A 15,584-nucleotide genomic window follows, 5' to 3' on the forward strand; every position below is an offset into this window, starting at 1 on the left:
AGCGAAATAATGCACCCAGCCGCACGGGAAGTCAAGCCACTTCTTTTGCTTCGTAAATCACAGCTGCTACCGGGCTCAAGGCGCGACGGTCCAGCTCCTCACAAGACTGGAAACAGCTGTCAATGAACTCCTCCCAATCACGCGCCCAGTTCGTAGATTCGAGCCTCACCCCATACTCATTGAACAACCAGGCCCTGAACAACTCTGGCTTGGCCAGCGGATCCGGATTGGCCGACTGTCCGCCCTGGTGCATGTACCGGTACCGGAACATCACACCCTTGACGACATAGTAGGCCCGTTCCCGCTTTGCTTCGGTCATGCGCTTGGCCTTGCCCATGGTTGCGGCGAAGACTACATCCTCTGCTGCTTCCCGTACCGCGTCATCCTGAAGCGCCGAGTACATGAATTCACCGAATACGCGGATCTGCGGGTGCAGCTTGGCGATCACGGACTGGATCATACCGGCCAGGGCTGCGTGCACAGCATGATCGGCGGTATTGCCCCGGGCGGTAGTCTGCACAGCCACGCCAAGGGCCGCCCGCTCTGTCAGCCCAGATAGCCCGCCTCGCGTCATGACGTAACTGGAGTCGTGCCAGGCCGCCCGCGCTGTTGTGAGTCTCATGCCGCCTCTCCCATTCTGATGATGGCTTTGATTGTGTCGATCGCCCTGCCGCTGGTGACCATCTCCGGTGAGCACCGGTAGACAGTCCAGCCCAGGCGCATGGCCGCGTCATACTTCTCCAGATCGGCTTGGAAGCCGGTACCGCGCGTATGCCTGCCCTGTGTCCAGCCACCTCCTTCCACTTCGATGGCGAGCATCTGATCTGGAATCGCGAAGTCAAAGCGCCAGTCTTTCAGCCCTGTCTTGGCCAACCGATCCCGCAGTCCCTTCCCCGGTCCGCCAGCAGCCTTGGCGCCGAATCGGTACTCCCGCTGCACTGGGATACTCTCAGCCCGCAGGTGTAGAGCCAGTAGTTCCTCAGCCTTGCTCATGCGTTTATCAACCCTTCGCGTGCCAGCGTGTCGATTGTCCGAACCATCCCTTCCAAGTGGTACAGGCGGGCCGTTTCGTGATCCATGATTCTTGTTTTTCGGTCGATCTCGTCATGGCACGTCCGACACGCCCATGCCCCGATCAGATCCGGCGGCTTGATACTCGTCCCGCATATACCGGCCATGCGGTAATGGGCCAGCACCACGGTCTCGGAATCGCCACAGCAGATTCCCGGCAGTCGCACCTGGCAATCCCGCCCCCGAGCGGCTTTGGTCAATTTGGTCTGCTTGCTCATTCGCCCTCCAGCATCAACGGCCAGCCCTGCTCCGCAGCCCACTGTTCAATCCGTGTCATGTAGTTGCCGAACTCCTCGACACTCAGCTTTGCGGTGCTGATGCCGATCTGGCCGCCGCCGGGTAGTTCCTCGATGCCGATAAATTCGCGCTTGAAGTATTCGTGCCAGGCATCCTTGGTGAACTGGCGATCACCAACCCAGGCCACGTCGGAAAGCTCCAGCAGTAATTTCCAGTATCTGCGGTTCTGATCCAGTGACCGCTTTGACTTGAGCGGGCGTAGCACCAGCTCATAGCCGGCACCGGTCTCGCGCATGAGGCCCTGCACCAGATCCCATGCCGCCCTGAATGCCGGGCGGACGCCGGCGGCGCCCTGGATGCGGAACGTGCGGCTAGCCATATGCCCTCCTCTTCGCGTCAACCAGACCCTGGCAGGGAGTGCAGCGGGTAGCGCTTGGCAGTGCCAGGCGCCGTGCCTGGGGAATGTCCTCGCCGCAGTCCTCGCACCAGTCCTGCCCTTCGCCCTGGAGCTGGGCCCGGATGGCTGCGGTCCGCTCGTCGGTCTTGCGCTGGATGTAGTCGCCAGCGATTTCGATTTCATCGGCCACGGTCAGCACCTCCGGCGATCGCTTCCAGAATCGCCTCATCCAGCCGCTCATCGCCTGGGCAGTCATGTCCGGGCTTGATCGCCAGCTTGGGGTTGCGTACTACTGCCAGCGGGCTGTTGTTCCAATGCATGGCACGCAGCGCCCGGTACAGCTCGGCGTCCTTGCGCAGCGCCTTGACCTCGGCCCTCAAGTCGATCATTTGCCGCTCTTCGGTGGCCTTGTGCATCCGATACAGGCCTTCGAGGGTCTCAATCTCATCCAGCAGCCCCAGAACAGTGGCTGGACTGGCGGCCTCGATGAACTCCTGCACTCCCTCCGAGCAGCTAACAGATGCCACTCCATCAGCACACACGAATGCACTCAGAGCTCCGCCGTCACGCTCACCATCAAATGTCAGGCGCAGGAATGAACAGCTCGTCCACCAGCTCCACTGTTTCGCGCCGGCCTTCTCCGCCAGTTCCCGCAGCTGCTGCTTGTCTGCTTTGCTCACGACTTCACCTCCGATCGCATACTCTTCCAGTCGAACACCAGCGCAATACCGCCACCTTCGCGCAGGCGGTCAACGCAGCGCTCCCCCAGCGCATCGGGCAGCTCATGTGGGTCAAGGTTTGAGATCACCACAGTGGGGCGCATCTGCTCGTAGCGACTGTTGATCACATGGAACAGCGTCGCCTGCTCGTACTCGGAAGTTTTGGTCGCCCCCACTTCGTCGATGATCAGCAGGTCAGGCCCAATCAAGCCGGCCATAATCTGGCTTTCCGTGCGGTCGGCGCCGTTCGAGTAGGTTGCCTTGAGCGCCTGCAGGATGCCGCCGACAGTGCGGTACACCGCCGCCCGGTTACTCCGCAGGTTGATCTCATTGGCGATGGCTGCGGCCAAGTGGGTTTTGCCGGTCCCCGGCTTGCCGAACATCAGCAGACAGCGACCAGCTTTCAGGTGCTGCTCAAACTCTTTGACGTAGCCGGTGCAGACCTCCAACGCCTTGCGCTGCCCAGGGTTGGCAGTCTGGTAACCATCGAATGATTTGGAGGAAAAGCGCTTGGGCACACTGGACTCGCCAAGTTTCGACGCCACCTCGATGCGACGCATCGCAGCATCCCGCGCCGCCTGCTCCAACCGCTCTTTCTCGTCGCGCTCCCTGGCGCATTCGGGGCAGCCAGATTTGATCTCTTTGCCGAAGATCGTGTGCACCTTCTGGGCAAAGTCACCGTGATCATCGCAAACAGCTTGCCGCTCGATCGGAGCCAGAACAGTCTCATCAGAACGCATAGGTGCCATCCTCCCGCTGGGTCAAACCGGCGGTGTAGTCGCGTTGATCGAATCCAGAGTGCCGGGATGCACCAGGGAACCGGTGCACATTGCTGGCAGGCGTCGTGATCTCATCCTCCCAGCGCTTACCGTTGAGCCATGTGGTCGGGTGCGGAATGAACTGGCCGCCATCCTTGGTCCAATCGGGCGATACGCAGTACCTGGCCAAGCCATCAAAAATCTGGTTGGTCAGGTCGTCGTTGAGCTTGAGTTTCTTCCAGGCGGCTTCCGCCTTGGCTTTGCCCTTTTTGTTCGGGTAGAGCTTCCAGAACTTTGCGAACAGGTCCTCGGAGATATCCGGGGCGGCGTCGCGAACCGGAGGTGCGCAAGGGGTTTGATCTTCTGGTTCTTGGTTATTGGTTCTTGGTTCTTGGTTAGCTTTCGATCCGCTTTCTTCTGGGTTAGCGGAATTAACCGGGTTGGTTATTTCTGGGTTATCAGGTTTATCCGATCCGGTTTCCGGTTTGGGTGTGCTGGGTTTCGGGCTGGAAGGTGTGGGTTTCTTTGGCCGGCCACCGCGCTTGCCATTCTCAGCAGCCTGCCTTGCCTTTGCGCGATACTTGGCGATCTCCTCATCCGCGCGCTTGTTGTGCCAGAAGCCATCCTGTAGTTCGAAGAACTCTGCCAGGACAACCGGCACAGCCTCCCGCTCTTCCGTGCTGCGAGCACCAACCCACCGGCAAACCTGTGCCAGATCATCAATGATGGGCTGCTCTTCCGCGTAGTACCGGCGCAGCAGGCGGGTGTAAATTGCATCTTCAATCAGAGATAGATGCATGGTGGCCTGCGCGTAGTCGCCAATGTTGTGGCTGTAGTAATTCATATCGGCGCCCCCTGCCCTGTCATCGTGACATGGCCCCGTGACGCATCACTTGCCTGGGTCAACCTGTTCATATAATCTGTCCTCATTGCGTAGTACCCGAGCCCAGCCCGCCAGCTGGGCTTTTTATTGCTTGTGATTTAACCGGCACGCTTCTTATGCAGCGCAATCGTTGCCTTCACCTGCTCGTGGCGCGCGCGATGTGTTTGTGGTGTACAGCCAAAATCTCAGCCGCCTCAGCGCTATCGATTTCGCCATCAGCCAGAGCTGCAGCAATGAGCATGTCCACCTTCCCGCGCTTGGCAGAGGTCATAACGGAGAGGCCATACAGGTCCACGCTGTCTATGTCTTCTTCTGGCAGGCGTACGAACACCCCGCCGTACATGGCGCAGATGTAATCCGGCAGGTGATTTGTGCCCTGCTCCTGCTCCAGCTGGTAAATCTCGGAGTCGCTGAGGGGCTTAACGCCTGCGGTCTCGTAGATCTGGTTCTCAAGCCGCTTGAGCGGGACGCCCAGGCGCGCTGCGGCGCAGTCCCGGCCGCCTGGAAAGGCGTTGGCCGCGGTGATCATTACTTTGCGGCGACTGTCTAGAATGGTGCTTTTCATCGTCTAGTTTTCCTGTTGTGCCGGGTGGCGCAGAATGGGTTGGTCAGGCGGCAGCTTTGCGCAGAGAAAGCTCGGCATACATCTGGTCGATGGCGATGCCGACCGAGTACGCTGGGTTGCCAATAAGGCCTCTGCGGATACGAGAAATGGTGGATGAATCGCAACCAGCCCGTTCCGCTATAGCGTTACCGGTCATGCCGTCTTGAATGAGGGCGTCGACTTTTTCGGAAAGACTTTTTTCGCTCATATGAGCCTCCAATGGTCATGTGCATAACTCTATTGCACTGGTGCATATTTGGCAAGTGCGCTCGCCTTGATCTATGCACTGCTGTCACGGAAGATTGCACGAATGCAAACACCCATTTCGCGAATATTGACAGGCCTCATGGCTGACGCCGGGATATCCCAGGTGGAGCTTTCACGCGCCACAAAAGTGGGCCAGTCCACGATCTCGCGCATCCTGAAGCCTGGCGGCCCTAAAGGGATAAAAGAGCCCACGGACAAGCAGGTCAGGCCCCTGGCTGAATACTTTGGACTTACCACTGATCAGATGCGCGGGCACGCACCCCTGCCGCAAGCATCTGATCAAGAGGCTGTGCAATCAACTGGCGAAAGCAACGTCGAGGGAGGCCCGATCAAGCTCAAGACGGGTCTTGTACCTGTAGTCGGCAAGGCGAAACTTGGTTTGGATGGATTCTTCGAGGAAATGGGCTATCCGCCCGGTGGTGGCGATGGCTACCTGAAGATATACAGCGACGACCCGGACGCCTATGCGCTTCGCGTGGTTGGCAGCAGCATGGAGCCGCGCATAAGGAGTGGCGAGTTCGTTCTGGTTGAGCCCGGCAATGGCTATGTCGCCGGGGATGAGGTTCTGATCAAGACAACCGATGGCCAGTCCATGATCAAGGTATTCATGTACCACCGGGACGGCGAGGTGCGGCTTCTGAGTGTGAATGACGCGCATCCGCCGCTTACCGTGCCCGAGGCATCCATCACGAAGATTCACCCCGTGGGCGCCATCGTGAAGGCTTCACGATTGGTGGAGTTGTAATCGGGAAGTATGAGTTGTTTCGATCACACCCGCGTCTTAGCCAGGGAGTAAACGCACAACATGGAATTTTTAATCGTTGTAGCCATTGGGTTGATCCTGCTCATATGGTGGGGTAAGCATAAAGCTGCTCAGGAGCATGAGCGGCGCGTGGAGGCCGCGAGACAGCAAAGGATCTTCGAGATTCAGCAGATCGCCAGCTCTGTACAGGGTCTTTACGAGAAAATGGCTGAAGCCAAAACCGCTGCCACCCGGTCTTCTCGTGCGCAAAAAGCTCTCGATACCCTCAAGCAGGTGACGGCTTATCCTGAATATCGTGACGTAATTCGCGATTACGATAAAAAGGCTCAGCACCTTGAGGCGATCACTCGCGTCTCCCCGGTCATCGCTGCCGTGGAAAAGGCCTATCGACACAAATTCAAAGGTAGCCAGAAGCCGGAGCTAAACGCACTGCTCGATGCGCTGTATGAGATAAAGAAAAACGCGGTCACCAACGACGATATCCGCAACGCCAGGATCATGCCAGAAGGCACTGGCGAGATAGTAGCTATTGAAGATATAGAGCGCAGGTGCCGTGAGTTAGGCTGGGATGGCTAGGGCTGTGGGGGGTAGCTTTTCACTTGTTGGTGATGCGTACCAAGCCAACCTATTGGGAATTAAGAAGTTCATTTGAAAGGAGTAGCACATGATTGAAAATGGGAAAAGGCTCGAACATAAAAAATCTGAGAACCATATCAACGAGTTTGTGGACAGCTTTAACATTCTAAACAGCACAGTCAACCAAGGGTCCGGGCGTCCCTTGTCGCACGTTGTCATAATGGCTGCAAGGATGCAGGCATCATTAACCGGCGAAACATTTATGGAAACCAGTCCTGGACATTTCTCGCTTCAAGCTGCCGTAGATGACGTTGTTATGGAAAAGGTAGTATTTGCAAACCTCACCTGTACTTTAGACGTCGCCAAGCAGCTTGTTGCGGCTCTAAACAAATCAATCGCAGAGTCCGAAAAGGCTTCTGCGCTCGACGCAAACACCCAGGGCGAATAACACATGAGCGTTAGCTCAAGCATCTCGATTCCGGACATCCAATTTGTCGTTGGGTCTGTAATTGCGTCTCCTTCTTCGGATACTGTCGTTGCTGTTATTCCGTCTTTCGGCGCTGTTGCACGAATAAGCCTAGAGAGCTTCAGCGTGGCAGGAGCCGAGGCTGGCATCATTGAACCCGAGGAGATGTCTTTCGGTCAAAGCTACAAGAATGATAAATTCAAAGGTGATTTTCCTGCGGAAGAGGTTGATACTGAGGCAATGAACGACATTACTCGCGAAGAGCTCCGCAGCACCCTATCCGCTATTGAAGAGAGGATGGAAAAGCGTATTGATCGCTTGGCTGAGGAGTCTGGCCGCCACGCCAATGATTACCGGCGCGAGCTCACGTTACGAGACGAAGCATTCAGGCGCGAGCAAGAGCTGCGAGACAGCGCCTGGGATGGGCGTATTTCCGGTTTTCTGGCAGCCCAAGAAGAACGCGACAGGACTGTGGCACTACTGATGGAGCAGTCTAAGGATGCAGTCCAACGCGCAGAAGCCACAACTGCAACGGCGGCTTCAACTGCAGCCAGCGTCAAAAGCAACTACTGGGCCGCTGTTGCTGTGCAGCTGCTTTCGGTAGCAGCAATTCTCGTAGCCGCCTACTTTGCCAACCAGACGTCAGTCATTGGAATAGGGCAATTGATGAAGTCGGAACCGAGCCCGCCACCTGCAGAGATTAGAATTGAGCATGTGGCGCCCTCACATGCTCCTGCCTCACCCTCACCCCCTCCTCAAGAAGCCACTCCCGAATAGCCCAAGCCCGCCCCGCGCGGGCTTTTTTTGCCTACCCTTCCCTACCCTTCTTCAATTTACCCAGCACCACAAACGCTCCAATGAGCGTCAATCCCATTCCCAAAACCACTGCGCCAAGCGCCAGCGGGTAGGTGCCGGTCGTCATCTGCTGCGGCGTGATTCGCGATAGCCAGTAGATCGCCGCCAGGGCAAATGCTGCCGGCGGTACCAGGTACACGCACACCATCTCCAGTTGCTCTTTATCCATGAATTGACTCCTCCTTTGCTTTGAATCTACCAGCGCAGGCCGGCTGCTGCGCGGGTTCGTGGCGGATTTGTGAGTGGGTTGGCAAGCCAGGAATTCCATCGTGCATAAATATTATTGCACCAGTGCATTGACAGTATGATTGCACTGGTGCATATTTACTCCCAACAGCGCAGAACAACGCGCCAGCCAGAACACCGGCACCGCTCTTTCAAAACTCAAGATCCGCGCAAGGGAATCCCCGTAAGGGCACAGAGCGCGATACCAAATTTTCCCTTCCATGCCAGCTCTGGAACTGGCCGGCCTCCCATATGTGAGGACGCGAGATTGCACCAGCCAGCCGCGAAGATTCCAGTAGATGACGCGGCCAGAGATACGAATCCGGCAGACGGTGCAACGAGACAAGATTTCCTCGATGGCCTTGGCAACAGGGCCATCCGGGAAGCCAATAGGAGAATCAGCATGGCATGCAAATTATGCAACTCCGGACAGATAGCAAGCCTGGGCATGCAGACCCCTCACACCTACTGCCGGTCATGCGGTGGCCATGAGTACGAGGGCCAAGTCATCAACAAGGCGGCATGGGATCTGTGGATCAACGGCAAGACGCCGCGACCACCAAGAAGCGAGACAGGAGAACAGCATGAACACTGAATCGGCACTGAACGAGATGCTCGACGAGCTCGCGCAGGACGTGGCTAAAGGCGTGCTGCTGCGCAATATCGAGCGGCGCCTGGCCAGGCACTGCGCAGACACTGGGCTGCTGGCAAAGCTGGTTCGCATCGTCGAGATCCGCGCCGGGCAATTCATGGCCTATGCGGCTCGGTAGAAGCATCAACCGCTCCCTCTGACGGTTATCAGAGGGCATCGAAGAGTTATCTGGTGGACTGTAGCGCAGTGTTAACCCGTAAGCGGTCGATCTAGACGGCGCGAAGGGTTGCGTAGGCCGGACAAAAGCAAAGGGGTGTGCACGCCCCGGAGTAAGTAGGCCGTGACCGAGGCTTAGCGCGTCAGCCGTGGAGGCTGGAGGTCGCTCCCAGTGGAGCCAGTCCACCAGATAGCTCTTCGATGCAGTGGAAATTGCCGCAATCGGTATATCCGAAGGAAAACCGGAGACGGATAAAAGCTGGAGTTCGGCTGCCAGCCATAGGTTGCATCACAAGCAAGACGGCGGTGAGAGCCCGCGCCGGAGACGTAACCGGCCTCCCCTTTGGATTGCATTGGGGTGTGATCTGAGGTGTGCCGCAGCGGCTGCACCGTCGGGAGAGGTAAGACCGGGAAAACGTCCTGTGTCCGAACTTGCGGACGTGAACGTAAAAATCACGGCCCGGAAATAAGCAGGGGTTGCGCCCTGGTGCCTCAGATCATACCCCGCTGCAATCCCGCAGCACACAGTGCAGATGTCGCGATCCAGCACCTGTGTATCGACTTTGATATAGCGGCTGTTTCCTCAGCCCATCTATAGACCCCGGTTCGCCGGGGATTTTTTTGCCACCACAAAACACTCAGTGGTCGGCCTGGAGATAACCATGCACGCAATCGACCTGTACCGCAGTCAGTTCGCGTATGACAACGCCGAGCCGGCAGCTGACCCAGTTAACGAGGCCTGCGAGCAATTCGCAGTGCAGGCCACCACAGACCTGTTGGACGCCGCCGAGTTCTTCGCTTGGGCAGACAAGGGCGAAGCCACTGCCCTGCTCCACGACATCATCGCCGACGACGACCAGCACTACCTGTTGCAGCTGATTATCCGGGCCGGCCTCAAGAGCGACCTGCAAGGTCTGGCAAAGCCGGCCATTGATCGACTGTGTGCCCATGCGTATGAGTACAAGCAGAAGGAGCTGACCAAATGAAGATCCTACTCACCGGCCTCGTTGCCGGCCTGGCCTGCGCTGCATCACTGCCGCTGGCCTGTTTCATCCTGCTGTCTGGGTTGGTGCTGGGAGGTGACTCATGACGCACCTAATTGAGCAGCGCCTGGTGGAGGTGGCGAAGGACTACGCCAACCAGCGAACCAGGCTGCGCAAGAACAGAGAGGCCATCCGCAAGCTGCATGGAGAGGCAGATGGATATATCGATTTGTCACCATATCGCGAGCGCTACTTGGGTGGTGAGGTAACAGACGACCCCGAGTGTAGCATCGTCTGGCGAGGCTGGTTACATGCCGTTGATGAATGCCAGGCATGGGATGGCGTGGAGTTCGACGAGGACTGCGGCTACCGCGCGATGGCGATTCTTCTGGACGAGCGCAAGGCCATTAGGGCCGACGGCAGCAAGATCCGGAACCGGCTTCGCGTTGCTGGCGGCCAGCTGTTGAGGGCTGAATCTTGAACACCCAAGTCGAGGACATCATCCGCAGCCTCCGCGCTGACCTCCCCTTCATCCAGTGCGACCCAGGCGCCAAGAACACGGTCCAGCTGCTGCTCAACCGCATCGACGAGCAGAACGCGATGCAGGAGCAGCACGATCAGATTGCCCAGGCAGTGGCCGGGCGTACGGAGCAGCTGGTTATCGACCTGCTGAACATCATCGAAACCGGCATTCACGATCACCAGGCGCTGGCCAAGGCCCGCCGGATAGCGGCCAGACGAGGTGCATATGTTCAATACGATCACTGATGACGTAATCAAAGAGATCGAGGCCGCCGCGGCCCTGCCCGGCAGCTACTGGTACGAGTCTGTCGATGATCTGGTCGATCTGTTCCCGGCTGATGATGGGGACGCGGCGTTCGTGTTCGCAGCCACGCCTGAGCGGGTCGCAGCGTTGATACAGCGCATGCGCAATGCCGAGGCCAAGCTGCTGAGCCTTGCTGTAGCGGTGACCGGCCCGGACCGGCAGCGGGCGACCATGATGGCCCAAAGCGTGATCCAAACAGTGAGCGGGGGCAAGGCGGCATGATCATCAAGCCATACGACCAGTGGCGCGATGAGCGCATTGCAGAGGCTGGACGGAAGGCGTGCGAGCTTCTGGAGTCCGGCGCCGATGTTGAGCCGCAGGAAATTGAATGCACCGACTGCCACGGCGAAGGCGGCCGGGATTGTGACTGCGGGTGCCCAAACTGTGAAGGAGTCACTGACTGCGAAACATGCAGCGGAAGCGGCCACATAGCCACCGCCGATCCGCTTGTGCTGGAAGAGGTCGAAAAAGACCAGGCAAACCGCAAGGAGTATCTGCGGCAGCTCGCTCGGGATCTTGTGGCGCTATCTGAGTGGTTAGGCAGGCCAAGCCTATTCCATGTCGTGGATGCCGGGATGGCCCCGGCCACCTTAATGCGACAAGGCGGGGCAAGGTCACTGATTCTGCACGACCCTGAAACTGGCGTAGCCATTGAAGCACCGGATGAGGTGCCTAGAACATGACCCTCCGCCAATTCTGCAAAGAACTCACCCTATTTCTTCTCTTCTGGGGCTGCATCCTTGCCGCCCTGGCTATCGCATCTGAGGTTTAAGCCCATGTCAGCATCACAGCAACTGGTATCGGTTGACGATATCAGCGAGAGCAACGCGCCCGCGATTTATGTTCAGGGCGGATTGAAACCGTTCATCGAACAAGTCCGGGCCGAGGTGGTCGCCGAGGTGCCGGACGTAACCACCCGCAAGGGCCGGGAACGCATCGCCAGCTTGGCGGCCAAGGTGAGCAAGTCGAAGGTGGCAGTCGAGAAGCCAGGCCGGGACTACCTGAAAAGGCTCAAGGAAATGCCGAAGGTGGTCGAAGCCGAGCTGCGCGAATTCACCCGGAGCATGGATGCCCTGCGCGACGAGACTCGGCGCCCGCTTACCGTGTGGGAAGAACGGGAGAAAGACCGGATTGAGCGAATCCAGGCCCAGGTAAACCGTCTCGGCGATACCGATGTAACGGATATGTCGGCATTGGATATCAAGCAGTCAATCGACAACCTTGAGTCGCATGTCATTGACGCGCGCTACGAGGAATTTGAGCCAGAGGCGCATCGCGTAAAAGCCGCATCGTTGGCCTCTCTGCGCGAAGCCTTGGCCGCCCGGGAGAAGTACGAGGCAGAGCAGGCCGAGCTTGACGAGCTACGCCGCAAGCAGGCCGAGCAGGAGCAGAAAGACCGAGAAGCTGCTATTGCCCGCGAAGCCGAAGAGCGCGCCCGCCGGGAAGCCGAGCAACTGGCCCAGGCAGAACGCGAAGCAGCCGCCAAGCGTGAAGCCGATGCCAAGGCAGCGGCAGACCGCCGCGAACTGGAGCTGAAACTGCAAGCCGAACAAGCCGAACGGGAAAAGCTGGAAGCCCAGCAGCGGGCCGAGCAGGCGGCGAGGGATGCTGAGGTGAAAGCCCAGGCAGCAGCCGAAGCTGAGCGCCAGCGCTACCTGGATGAGCAGAAAGAACTGGCGCGGCAGGCAGCAATGCGCGAAGCCGACCAAGCCAACAAGGCCAAGGTCAACCGTGCAGCTCTGGATGCATTCATTGCTGGTGGCATGCCCGAGGATTGCGCCAAGCAGGCTGTGGTGCTGATCGCTAAGCGTCAGATTCCGAACATCGTCATCAGCTATTGAGGTTCCCATGGCAAACGAAATCATCAATATGCCGCAGCGTGAAGCTGCCGGCCTGGTCGCCAATGAGGCGCACCGCTTCTCTGTTGTCGAGATTCGCCAGCGAGTGAACCTGGTGCAGGAAGTCATGCAGAACATCATGAAGCGTGACACGCACTACGGAACAATCCCCGGCACACCCAAGCCGACTCTGTATAAGCCGGGCGCCGAGGTGCTGTGCGTTACCTTCCGCATCGCCCAGGAATACAAGATTGAAGACCTGTCGAGCGACGGCCACGCCCGCTACCGGGTGACCTGCATCGGACGCCACCAGACAACAGGCATCACGCTTGGCGAGGGCGTTGGCGAGTGCTCATCCGGCGAAGAGAAGTACAAGTGGCGCGGCGCGGCCTGCAAGGCAGAGCTGGAATACACGCCCGAGAACATGCGCCGCAAGAAGTTCTACAGGAACGGCAACGCGGTAGATCAGATCCGCACCGAGCCTGCCGACCTGGCTAATACAATCCTCAAGATGGCCTGCAAGCGCGCCATGATCGCCATGACGCTGAACGTAACGGCCGCGTCGGACATCTTCACCCAGGACATTGAGGACATCCCCGAAGAGCTTCGCACCGAGGAAGCTGGTCAGCCTGCTACCGATCCGGAGCTGACTGCCAAGTGGGTAAAGATGGCGTCGGGCGCAGCCAGTGCCGAGGCGCTGATCGAAATCTGGCAGGCCGGCGTCAAGGAAATTCAGGCCGCTAAGGACATGCCTGCCTACAACGCACTCAAGGCGGCAGTCGGCGCAAGAGGCGAAGCGCTGAAGAAAGAGCAGCCTAAGCCCGATCCGGAGCCGCAGGCCGAGCAGTCCGAACCCAGCTACGACGACGACGTCCCTTTCGAGTGAGGTGAACCATGATTGCTATTGAGTGCCCGCAAGGTTCAGCAGCCTGGCATGCCGCCAGAGCAGGATGCATTACGGCCAGCATGTTTGCTGATGCCCGCGCCGAGCTGAAGTCAGGCCCGAACAAAGGCGAACCCACCAAGGCAGCCCGGGACTACGCTTTCCGCCTGGCCGTGGAGCGCATCAGCGGTGAGCCACTGGATGGCGGGTTCGAAACTTGGCAAATGCGCCGCGGCCACGAACTTGAGCCAGACGCCAGAATGGCTCATGAAATCCGCACCGGCCTGATCGTCCAGCAGGTTGGACTGGTAAAGACCGACGACCTTGCCTTCGGTGCCAGCGCTGATGGCTTCATCGGTGAAGACGGGGTGAGTGAGTACAAGTGCTTCCTCGCACCAGAGAAGCTTCGTGCATTCCACATAGATCAGGACGCCGACGGCATCAAGGACCAGGTGCAAGGCGTGCTCTGGATTACTGGACGCAAATGGGCACACATCGGCATGTACTGCCCTGCCCTCAAGCCGGTAGGCCGCGAGCTATGGCTGGGCGAGTACGAGCGAGACGAGGAATACATCGAGGAGCTGGAGCAAGACCTCTGGAAATTCAAGCTGCTTGTTGATGAGTACGAAGCTCGCCTTCGTGACAAGGCAGCGTGACATGGCTAAATCCCCAGCCCAGCGCAAAGCTGAACAGCGGGAGCGGGACAAGCTCAAGGAAGAGCAGCGCCTCGCCGCCCTTCTCGCCTACCGCATAAAAATCGATGTATTCCACGGAACAGCCGAACGGCTCAATCGTGTCATGGCCACCTGCGATATCGAAGAGCGCCAGGATGCGATCAGCCGACTTATCCATAACGCCTCACGAATGCCGGACGAGCAGCTGCGCGAGTTTCTGCGCCAGCCTTGATTGTCACGGCACCATGTCACGGAGATAAATTCATGCTCCTACAGCAAACCATTGACCCCGCGCCAGCAGCACAGCTGGCCGCGCAGGTCGAGCAGTACCTGAACTCGGGAGGACAGATCGAAGTTCTGCCCGGGCCGACAATCACTCCCCTGCCATCCCGGATCGAGCCATCGACCAGAGCCGAGCCACGTAAGAAGCGTCTATCGGCTTTCGAGCAGCGCTATGTGGACGCCGGCCCCCAGCTGATTGACCTATTCAGCCGCGGGCTGTCCATCACGCTTATCAGCGAGAAGAGCGGATTCGGTCGGACGTTCATCTACTCAGCGCTCCGGTATCACGGCATAGAGCCGACATTGCCGCAGACGAATGAGGTGGTGGTCCAGCTGCAGCAGCTGGCCGCCAAGGGCTACACGATGAGATATGCCGCTCAGTGTGTGGGCAAGACTCTGCCCCAGGCGCAAGGGCTGGCCAGGCGGAATGGGATCAAGTTCAGGGCGGCTTGATGGCTGGGGGGGAGAAGGCGGCCTGAGGGCCGCTTTTCTCAAGATCCTTCTACTACCCAGTGACTGTCGATAAAGCCTTCAGCCCGCTCGATGCCTGCTTTTTCAGCCTGACCATACGAGTTCCATGATCCTTCAAATATATCGTAAATGATCAACTCGTCATCGGATGGTTGGTTTGCAGGAGAAATAACAATCCCGGTAGGTGCCGATACTCCATCCTTCCATCGGAATGCAATTCGCAACTTCTCGCCGCGGTATTCGTGATCAATGCTGCCCGGCCCATCTAGCGATAATTTAAACATACACCCTCCTCGCCCGACCCCATGCCGGTCACTCGACCATATCCCAACCCAACATCAAAGCGCCACCTCATTACGGGGCACGGCTTTGCTTCCGACGACGGACATCTTGGTTTGTGTGTGCTTGGAAGGAAGTGAAAAGGCGACCATCGGCCGCCTCTGTGCAATCGGATCTTAATGGCAGTGGACGCTGCCCTTGCTGTTATCCATATGGCAGCACTGGCCAGGCGGTGAGCTCTTGCGGCAACCACCGCCATGAGCGAGCACCGTAGAGCTAACCATCATCAACGACAAAGCAATCAGCAGAACTTTCATTGTTGTTATCTCCATAGCCGCTTGGGCCGCTAAGTACCTCTGCTTTTCACCGGCGATATGCCGAACCTTGACCATAACCTGCACATATATCAATGCGCCAGCACCGGCTGTCGCTTTGTTCTGAGGTAACCCATGACCCCGAATCAACACATGGCCCGCGTATACCTCGCGCAGGCCAGAGCAACGCCGTGGGCGCAATTCCGCACCATGCTGGTTCGGTGGGCGGTAGCCGCCCTAGATCAGTAACAGAGCTTTGGAAAAGCTCTGTATCCAGAACCACCATTGATCCCATGGCGCACTGAACAGCCATTCAAGAACCTCTTGTCGCACCGCTCGTATCAACAGCCGGATCAGCTGGAGGCTCAGGCGCATGGCCAGACCCTTGATTGTTTTCTTCACTCT

Annotated in this window: 29 protein-coding genes; 16 read left to right on the forward strand and 13 right to left on the reverse strand. The window is 58.2% G+C overall.

Annotation, left to right across the window (positions count from 1 at the left end):
* Positions 1–31 precede the first annotated feature (31 nt).
* The 10 genes from QAO71_RS10525 to QAO71_RS10570 form a co-directional block, all read right to left on the reverse strand.
* On the reverse strand, positions 32–622 hold the full coding sequence (locus tag QAO71_RS10525; RefSeq protein ID WP_280164366.1) for a hypothetical protein: 591 nt from the start codon (positions 620–622) through the stop codon (positions 32–34).
* Complete coding sequence (locus QAO71_RS10530; protein ID WP_280164367.1) at positions 619–993, reverse strand: hypothetical protein; 375 nt, start codon at positions 991–993, stop codon at positions 619–621. Before QAO71_RS10530 ends, QAO71_RS10525 begins: the two co-directional genes overlap by 4 nt.
* A complete protein-coding gene (locus tag QAO71_RS10535) occupies positions 990–1,289 on the reverse strand; it encodes a DUF1364 domain-containing protein (RefSeq protein WP_280164368.1) in 300 nt (99 codons plus the stop codon). The genes QAO71_RS10530 and QAO71_RS10535 overlap by 4 nt, the downstream gene beginning before the upstream one ends.
* The gene (locus tag QAO71_RS10540) at positions 1,286–1,687 is read right to left on the reverse strand and encodes a recombination protein NinB (protein ID WP_280164369.1); all 402 of its coding nucleotides are present in this window, start codon (positions 1,685–1,687) and stop codon (positions 1,286–1,288) included. Before QAO71_RS10540 ends, QAO71_RS10535 begins: the two co-directional genes overlap by 4 nt.
* Complete coding sequence (locus QAO71_RS10545) at positions 1,680–1,895, reverse strand: TraR/DksA C4-type zinc finger protein (protein ID WP_280164370.1); 216 nt, start codon at positions 1,893–1,895, stop codon at positions 1,680–1,682. The genes QAO71_RS10540 and QAO71_RS10545 overlap by 8 nt, the downstream gene beginning before the upstream one ends.
* The gene (locus tag QAO71_RS10550) at positions 1,885–2,385 is read right to left on the reverse strand and encodes an ead/Ea22-like family protein (RefSeq protein WP_280164371.1); all 501 of its coding nucleotides are present in this window, start codon (positions 2,383–2,385) and stop codon (positions 1,885–1,887) included. Before QAO71_RS10550 ends, QAO71_RS10545 begins: the two co-directional genes overlap by 11 nt.
* Positions 2,382–3,164, reverse strand: a complete 783-nt coding sequence (locus QAO71_RS10555; RefSeq protein WP_280164372.1) for an ATP-binding protein — start codon at positions 3,162–3,164, stop codon at positions 2,382–2,384. Before QAO71_RS10555 ends, QAO71_RS10550 begins: the two co-directional genes overlap by 4 nt.
* Positions 3,154–4,026 carry a YdaU family protein gene (locus QAO71_RS10560; protein ID WP_280164373.1) on the reverse strand — a complete coding sequence of 291 codons (873 nt, stop codon included), beginning with the start codon at positions 4,024–4,026 and terminating at the stop codon, positions 3,154–3,156. Before QAO71_RS10560 ends, QAO71_RS10555 begins: the two co-directional genes overlap by 11 nt.
* A 175-nt stretch (positions 4,027–4,201) precedes the next feature.
* Positions 4,202–4,630, reverse strand: a complete 429-nt coding sequence (locus QAO71_RS10565; protein ID WP_348273393.1) for a YmfL family putative regulatory protein — start codon at positions 4,628–4,630, stop codon at positions 4,202–4,204.
* A 43-nt stretch (positions 4,631–4,673) separates the two neighbouring features.
* Complete coding sequence (locus tag QAO71_RS10570; RefSeq protein ID WP_280164374.1) at positions 4,674–4,877, reverse strand: hypothetical protein; 204 nt, start codon at positions 4,875–4,877, stop codon at positions 4,674–4,676.
* Positions 4,878–4,979: 102 nt separating this feature from the next.
* On the opposite strand from QAO71_RS10570, the gene QAO71_RS10575 reads away from it, so the two are divergent.
* The 4 genes from QAO71_RS10575 (at position 4,980) to QAO71_RS10590 (ending at position 7,518) form a co-directional block, all read left to right on the forward strand.
* Entirely contained in the window at positions 4,980–5,681 is a 702-nt protein-coding gene (locus QAO71_RS10575) for an XRE family transcriptional regulator (protein ID WP_280164375.1), read from the forward strand.
* Between the two features lie 60 nt (positions 5,682–5,741).
* Complete coding sequence (locus QAO71_RS10580) at positions 5,742–6,275, forward strand: hypothetical protein (RefSeq protein ID WP_280164376.1); 534 nt, start codon at positions 5,742–5,744, stop codon at positions 6,273–6,275.
* A gap of 88 nt (positions 6,276–6,363) precedes the next feature.
* Positions 6,364–6,723: a hypothetical protein gene (locus QAO71_RS10585; RefSeq protein WP_280164377.1), complete on the forward strand. Its 360-nt coding sequence runs from the start codon at positions 6,364–6,366 to the stop codon at positions 6,721–6,723.
* Between the two features lie 3 nt (positions 6,724–6,726).
* A complete protein-coding gene (locus tag QAO71_RS10590; RefSeq protein ID WP_280164378.1) occupies positions 6,727–7,518 on the forward strand; it encodes a hypothetical protein in 792 nt (263 codons plus the stop codon).
* A gap of 31 nt (positions 7,519–7,549) precedes the next feature.
* Here the strand turns inward: QAO71_RS10590 and QAO71_RS10595 are convergent, their stop codons facing one another.
* Entirely contained in the window at positions 7,550–7,765 is a 216-nt protein-coding gene (locus QAO71_RS10595; protein WP_280164379.1) for a hypothetical protein, read from the reverse strand.
* A 459-nt stretch (positions 7,766–8,224) separates the two neighbouring features.
* On the opposite strand from QAO71_RS10595, the gene QAO71_RS10600 reads away from it, so the two are divergent.
* The 12 genes from QAO71_RS10600 (at position 8,225) to QAO71_RS10655 (ending at position 14,568) form a co-directional block, all read left to right on the forward strand.
* Positions 8,225–8,416, forward strand: coding sequence for a hypothetical protein (locus tag QAO71_RS10600; protein ID WP_280164380.1), 192 nt, complete (start codon positions 8,225–8,227; stop codon positions 8,414–8,416).
* Positions 8,406–8,591 (forward strand): hypothetical protein, encoded by a 186-nt coding sequence (locus QAO71_RS10605; RefSeq protein ID WP_280164381.1) that lies wholly within the window; start codon positions 8,406–8,408, stop codon positions 8,589–8,591. Before QAO71_RS10600 ends, QAO71_RS10605 begins: the two co-directional genes overlap by 11 nt.
* A 700-nt stretch (positions 8,592–9,291) precedes the next feature.
* Positions 9,292–9,615: a hypothetical protein gene (locus QAO71_RS10610; protein ID WP_280164382.1), complete on the forward strand. Its 324-nt coding sequence runs from the start codon at positions 9,292–9,294 to the stop codon at positions 9,613–9,615.
* A 100-nt stretch (positions 9,616–9,715) separates the two neighbouring features.
* Positions 9,716–10,093: a hypothetical protein gene (locus QAO71_RS10615; RefSeq protein WP_280164383.1), complete on the forward strand. Its 378-nt coding sequence runs from the start codon at positions 9,716–9,718 to the stop codon at positions 10,091–10,093.
* Positions 10,090–10,380: a hypothetical protein gene (locus QAO71_RS10620; RefSeq protein ID WP_280164384.1), complete on the forward strand. Its 291-nt coding sequence runs from the start codon at positions 10,090–10,092 to the stop codon at positions 10,378–10,380. The genes QAO71_RS10615 and QAO71_RS10620 overlap by 4 nt, the downstream gene beginning before the upstream one ends.
* Complete coding sequence (locus QAO71_RS10625) at positions 10,361–10,660, forward strand: hypothetical protein (protein ID WP_280164385.1); 300 nt, start codon at positions 10,361–10,363, stop codon at positions 10,658–10,660. Before QAO71_RS10620 ends, QAO71_RS10625 begins: the two co-directional genes overlap by 20 nt.
* Entirely contained in the window at positions 10,657–11,121 is a 465-nt protein-coding gene (locus tag QAO71_RS10630; RefSeq protein ID WP_280164386.1) for a hypothetical protein, read from the forward strand. The genes QAO71_RS10625 and QAO71_RS10630 overlap by 4 nt, the downstream gene beginning before the upstream one ends.
* 93 nt (positions 11,122–11,214) lie before the next feature.
* Positions 11,215–12,279 carry a hypothetical protein gene (locus tag QAO71_RS10635; RefSeq protein ID WP_280164387.1) on the forward strand — a complete coding sequence of 355 codons (1,065 nt, stop codon included), beginning with the start codon at positions 11,215–11,217 and terminating at the stop codon, positions 12,277–12,279.
* Positions 12,280–12,286: 7 nt separating this feature from the next.
* Positions 12,287–13,162, forward strand: a complete 876-nt coding sequence (locus tag QAO71_RS10640) for a hypothetical protein (protein WP_280164388.1) — start codon at positions 12,287–12,289, stop codon at positions 13,160–13,162.
* Between the two features lie 8 nt (positions 13,163–13,170).
* Positions 13,171–13,815 (forward strand): lambda exonuclease family protein, encoded by a 645-nt coding sequence (locus QAO71_RS10645; RefSeq protein WP_280164389.1) that lies wholly within the window; start codon positions 13,171–13,173, stop codon positions 13,813–13,815.
* Between the two features lies 1 nt (position 13,816).
* Positions 13,817–14,065 carry a hypothetical protein gene (locus QAO71_RS10650; protein WP_280164390.1) on the forward strand — a complete coding sequence of 83 codons (249 nt, stop codon included), beginning with the start codon at positions 13,817–13,819 and terminating at the stop codon, positions 14,063–14,065.
* 32 nt (positions 14,066–14,097) lie between these two features.
* Positions 14,098–14,568, forward strand: coding sequence for a hypothetical protein (locus QAO71_RS10655; RefSeq protein WP_280164391.1), 471 nt, complete (start codon positions 14,098–14,100; stop codon positions 14,566–14,568).
* A 38-nt stretch (positions 14,569–14,606) separates the two neighbouring features.
* Here the strand turns inward: QAO71_RS10655 and QAO71_RS10660 are convergent, their stop codons facing one another.
* Together QAO71_RS10660 and QAO71_RS10665 are read right to left on the reverse strand one after the other, a co-directional pair.
* Positions 14,607–14,870, reverse strand: a complete 264-nt coding sequence (locus QAO71_RS10660; protein WP_280164392.1) for a hypothetical protein — start codon at positions 14,868–14,870, stop codon at positions 14,607–14,609.
* 546 nt (positions 14,871–15,416) lie between these two features.
* On the reverse strand, positions 15,417–15,581 hold the full coding sequence (locus tag QAO71_RS10665; RefSeq protein WP_280164393.1) for a hypothetical protein: 165 nt from the start codon (positions 15,579–15,581) through the stop codon (positions 15,417–15,419).
* Positions 15,582–15,584 lie beyond the last annotated feature (3 nt).

It is taken from the genome of Halopseudomonas sp. SMJS2 (assembly GCF_029866945.1).
Lineage (GTDB): Bacteria > Pseudomonadota > Gammaproteobacteria > Pseudomonadales > Pseudomonadaceae > Halopseudomonas > Halopseudomonas bauzanensis.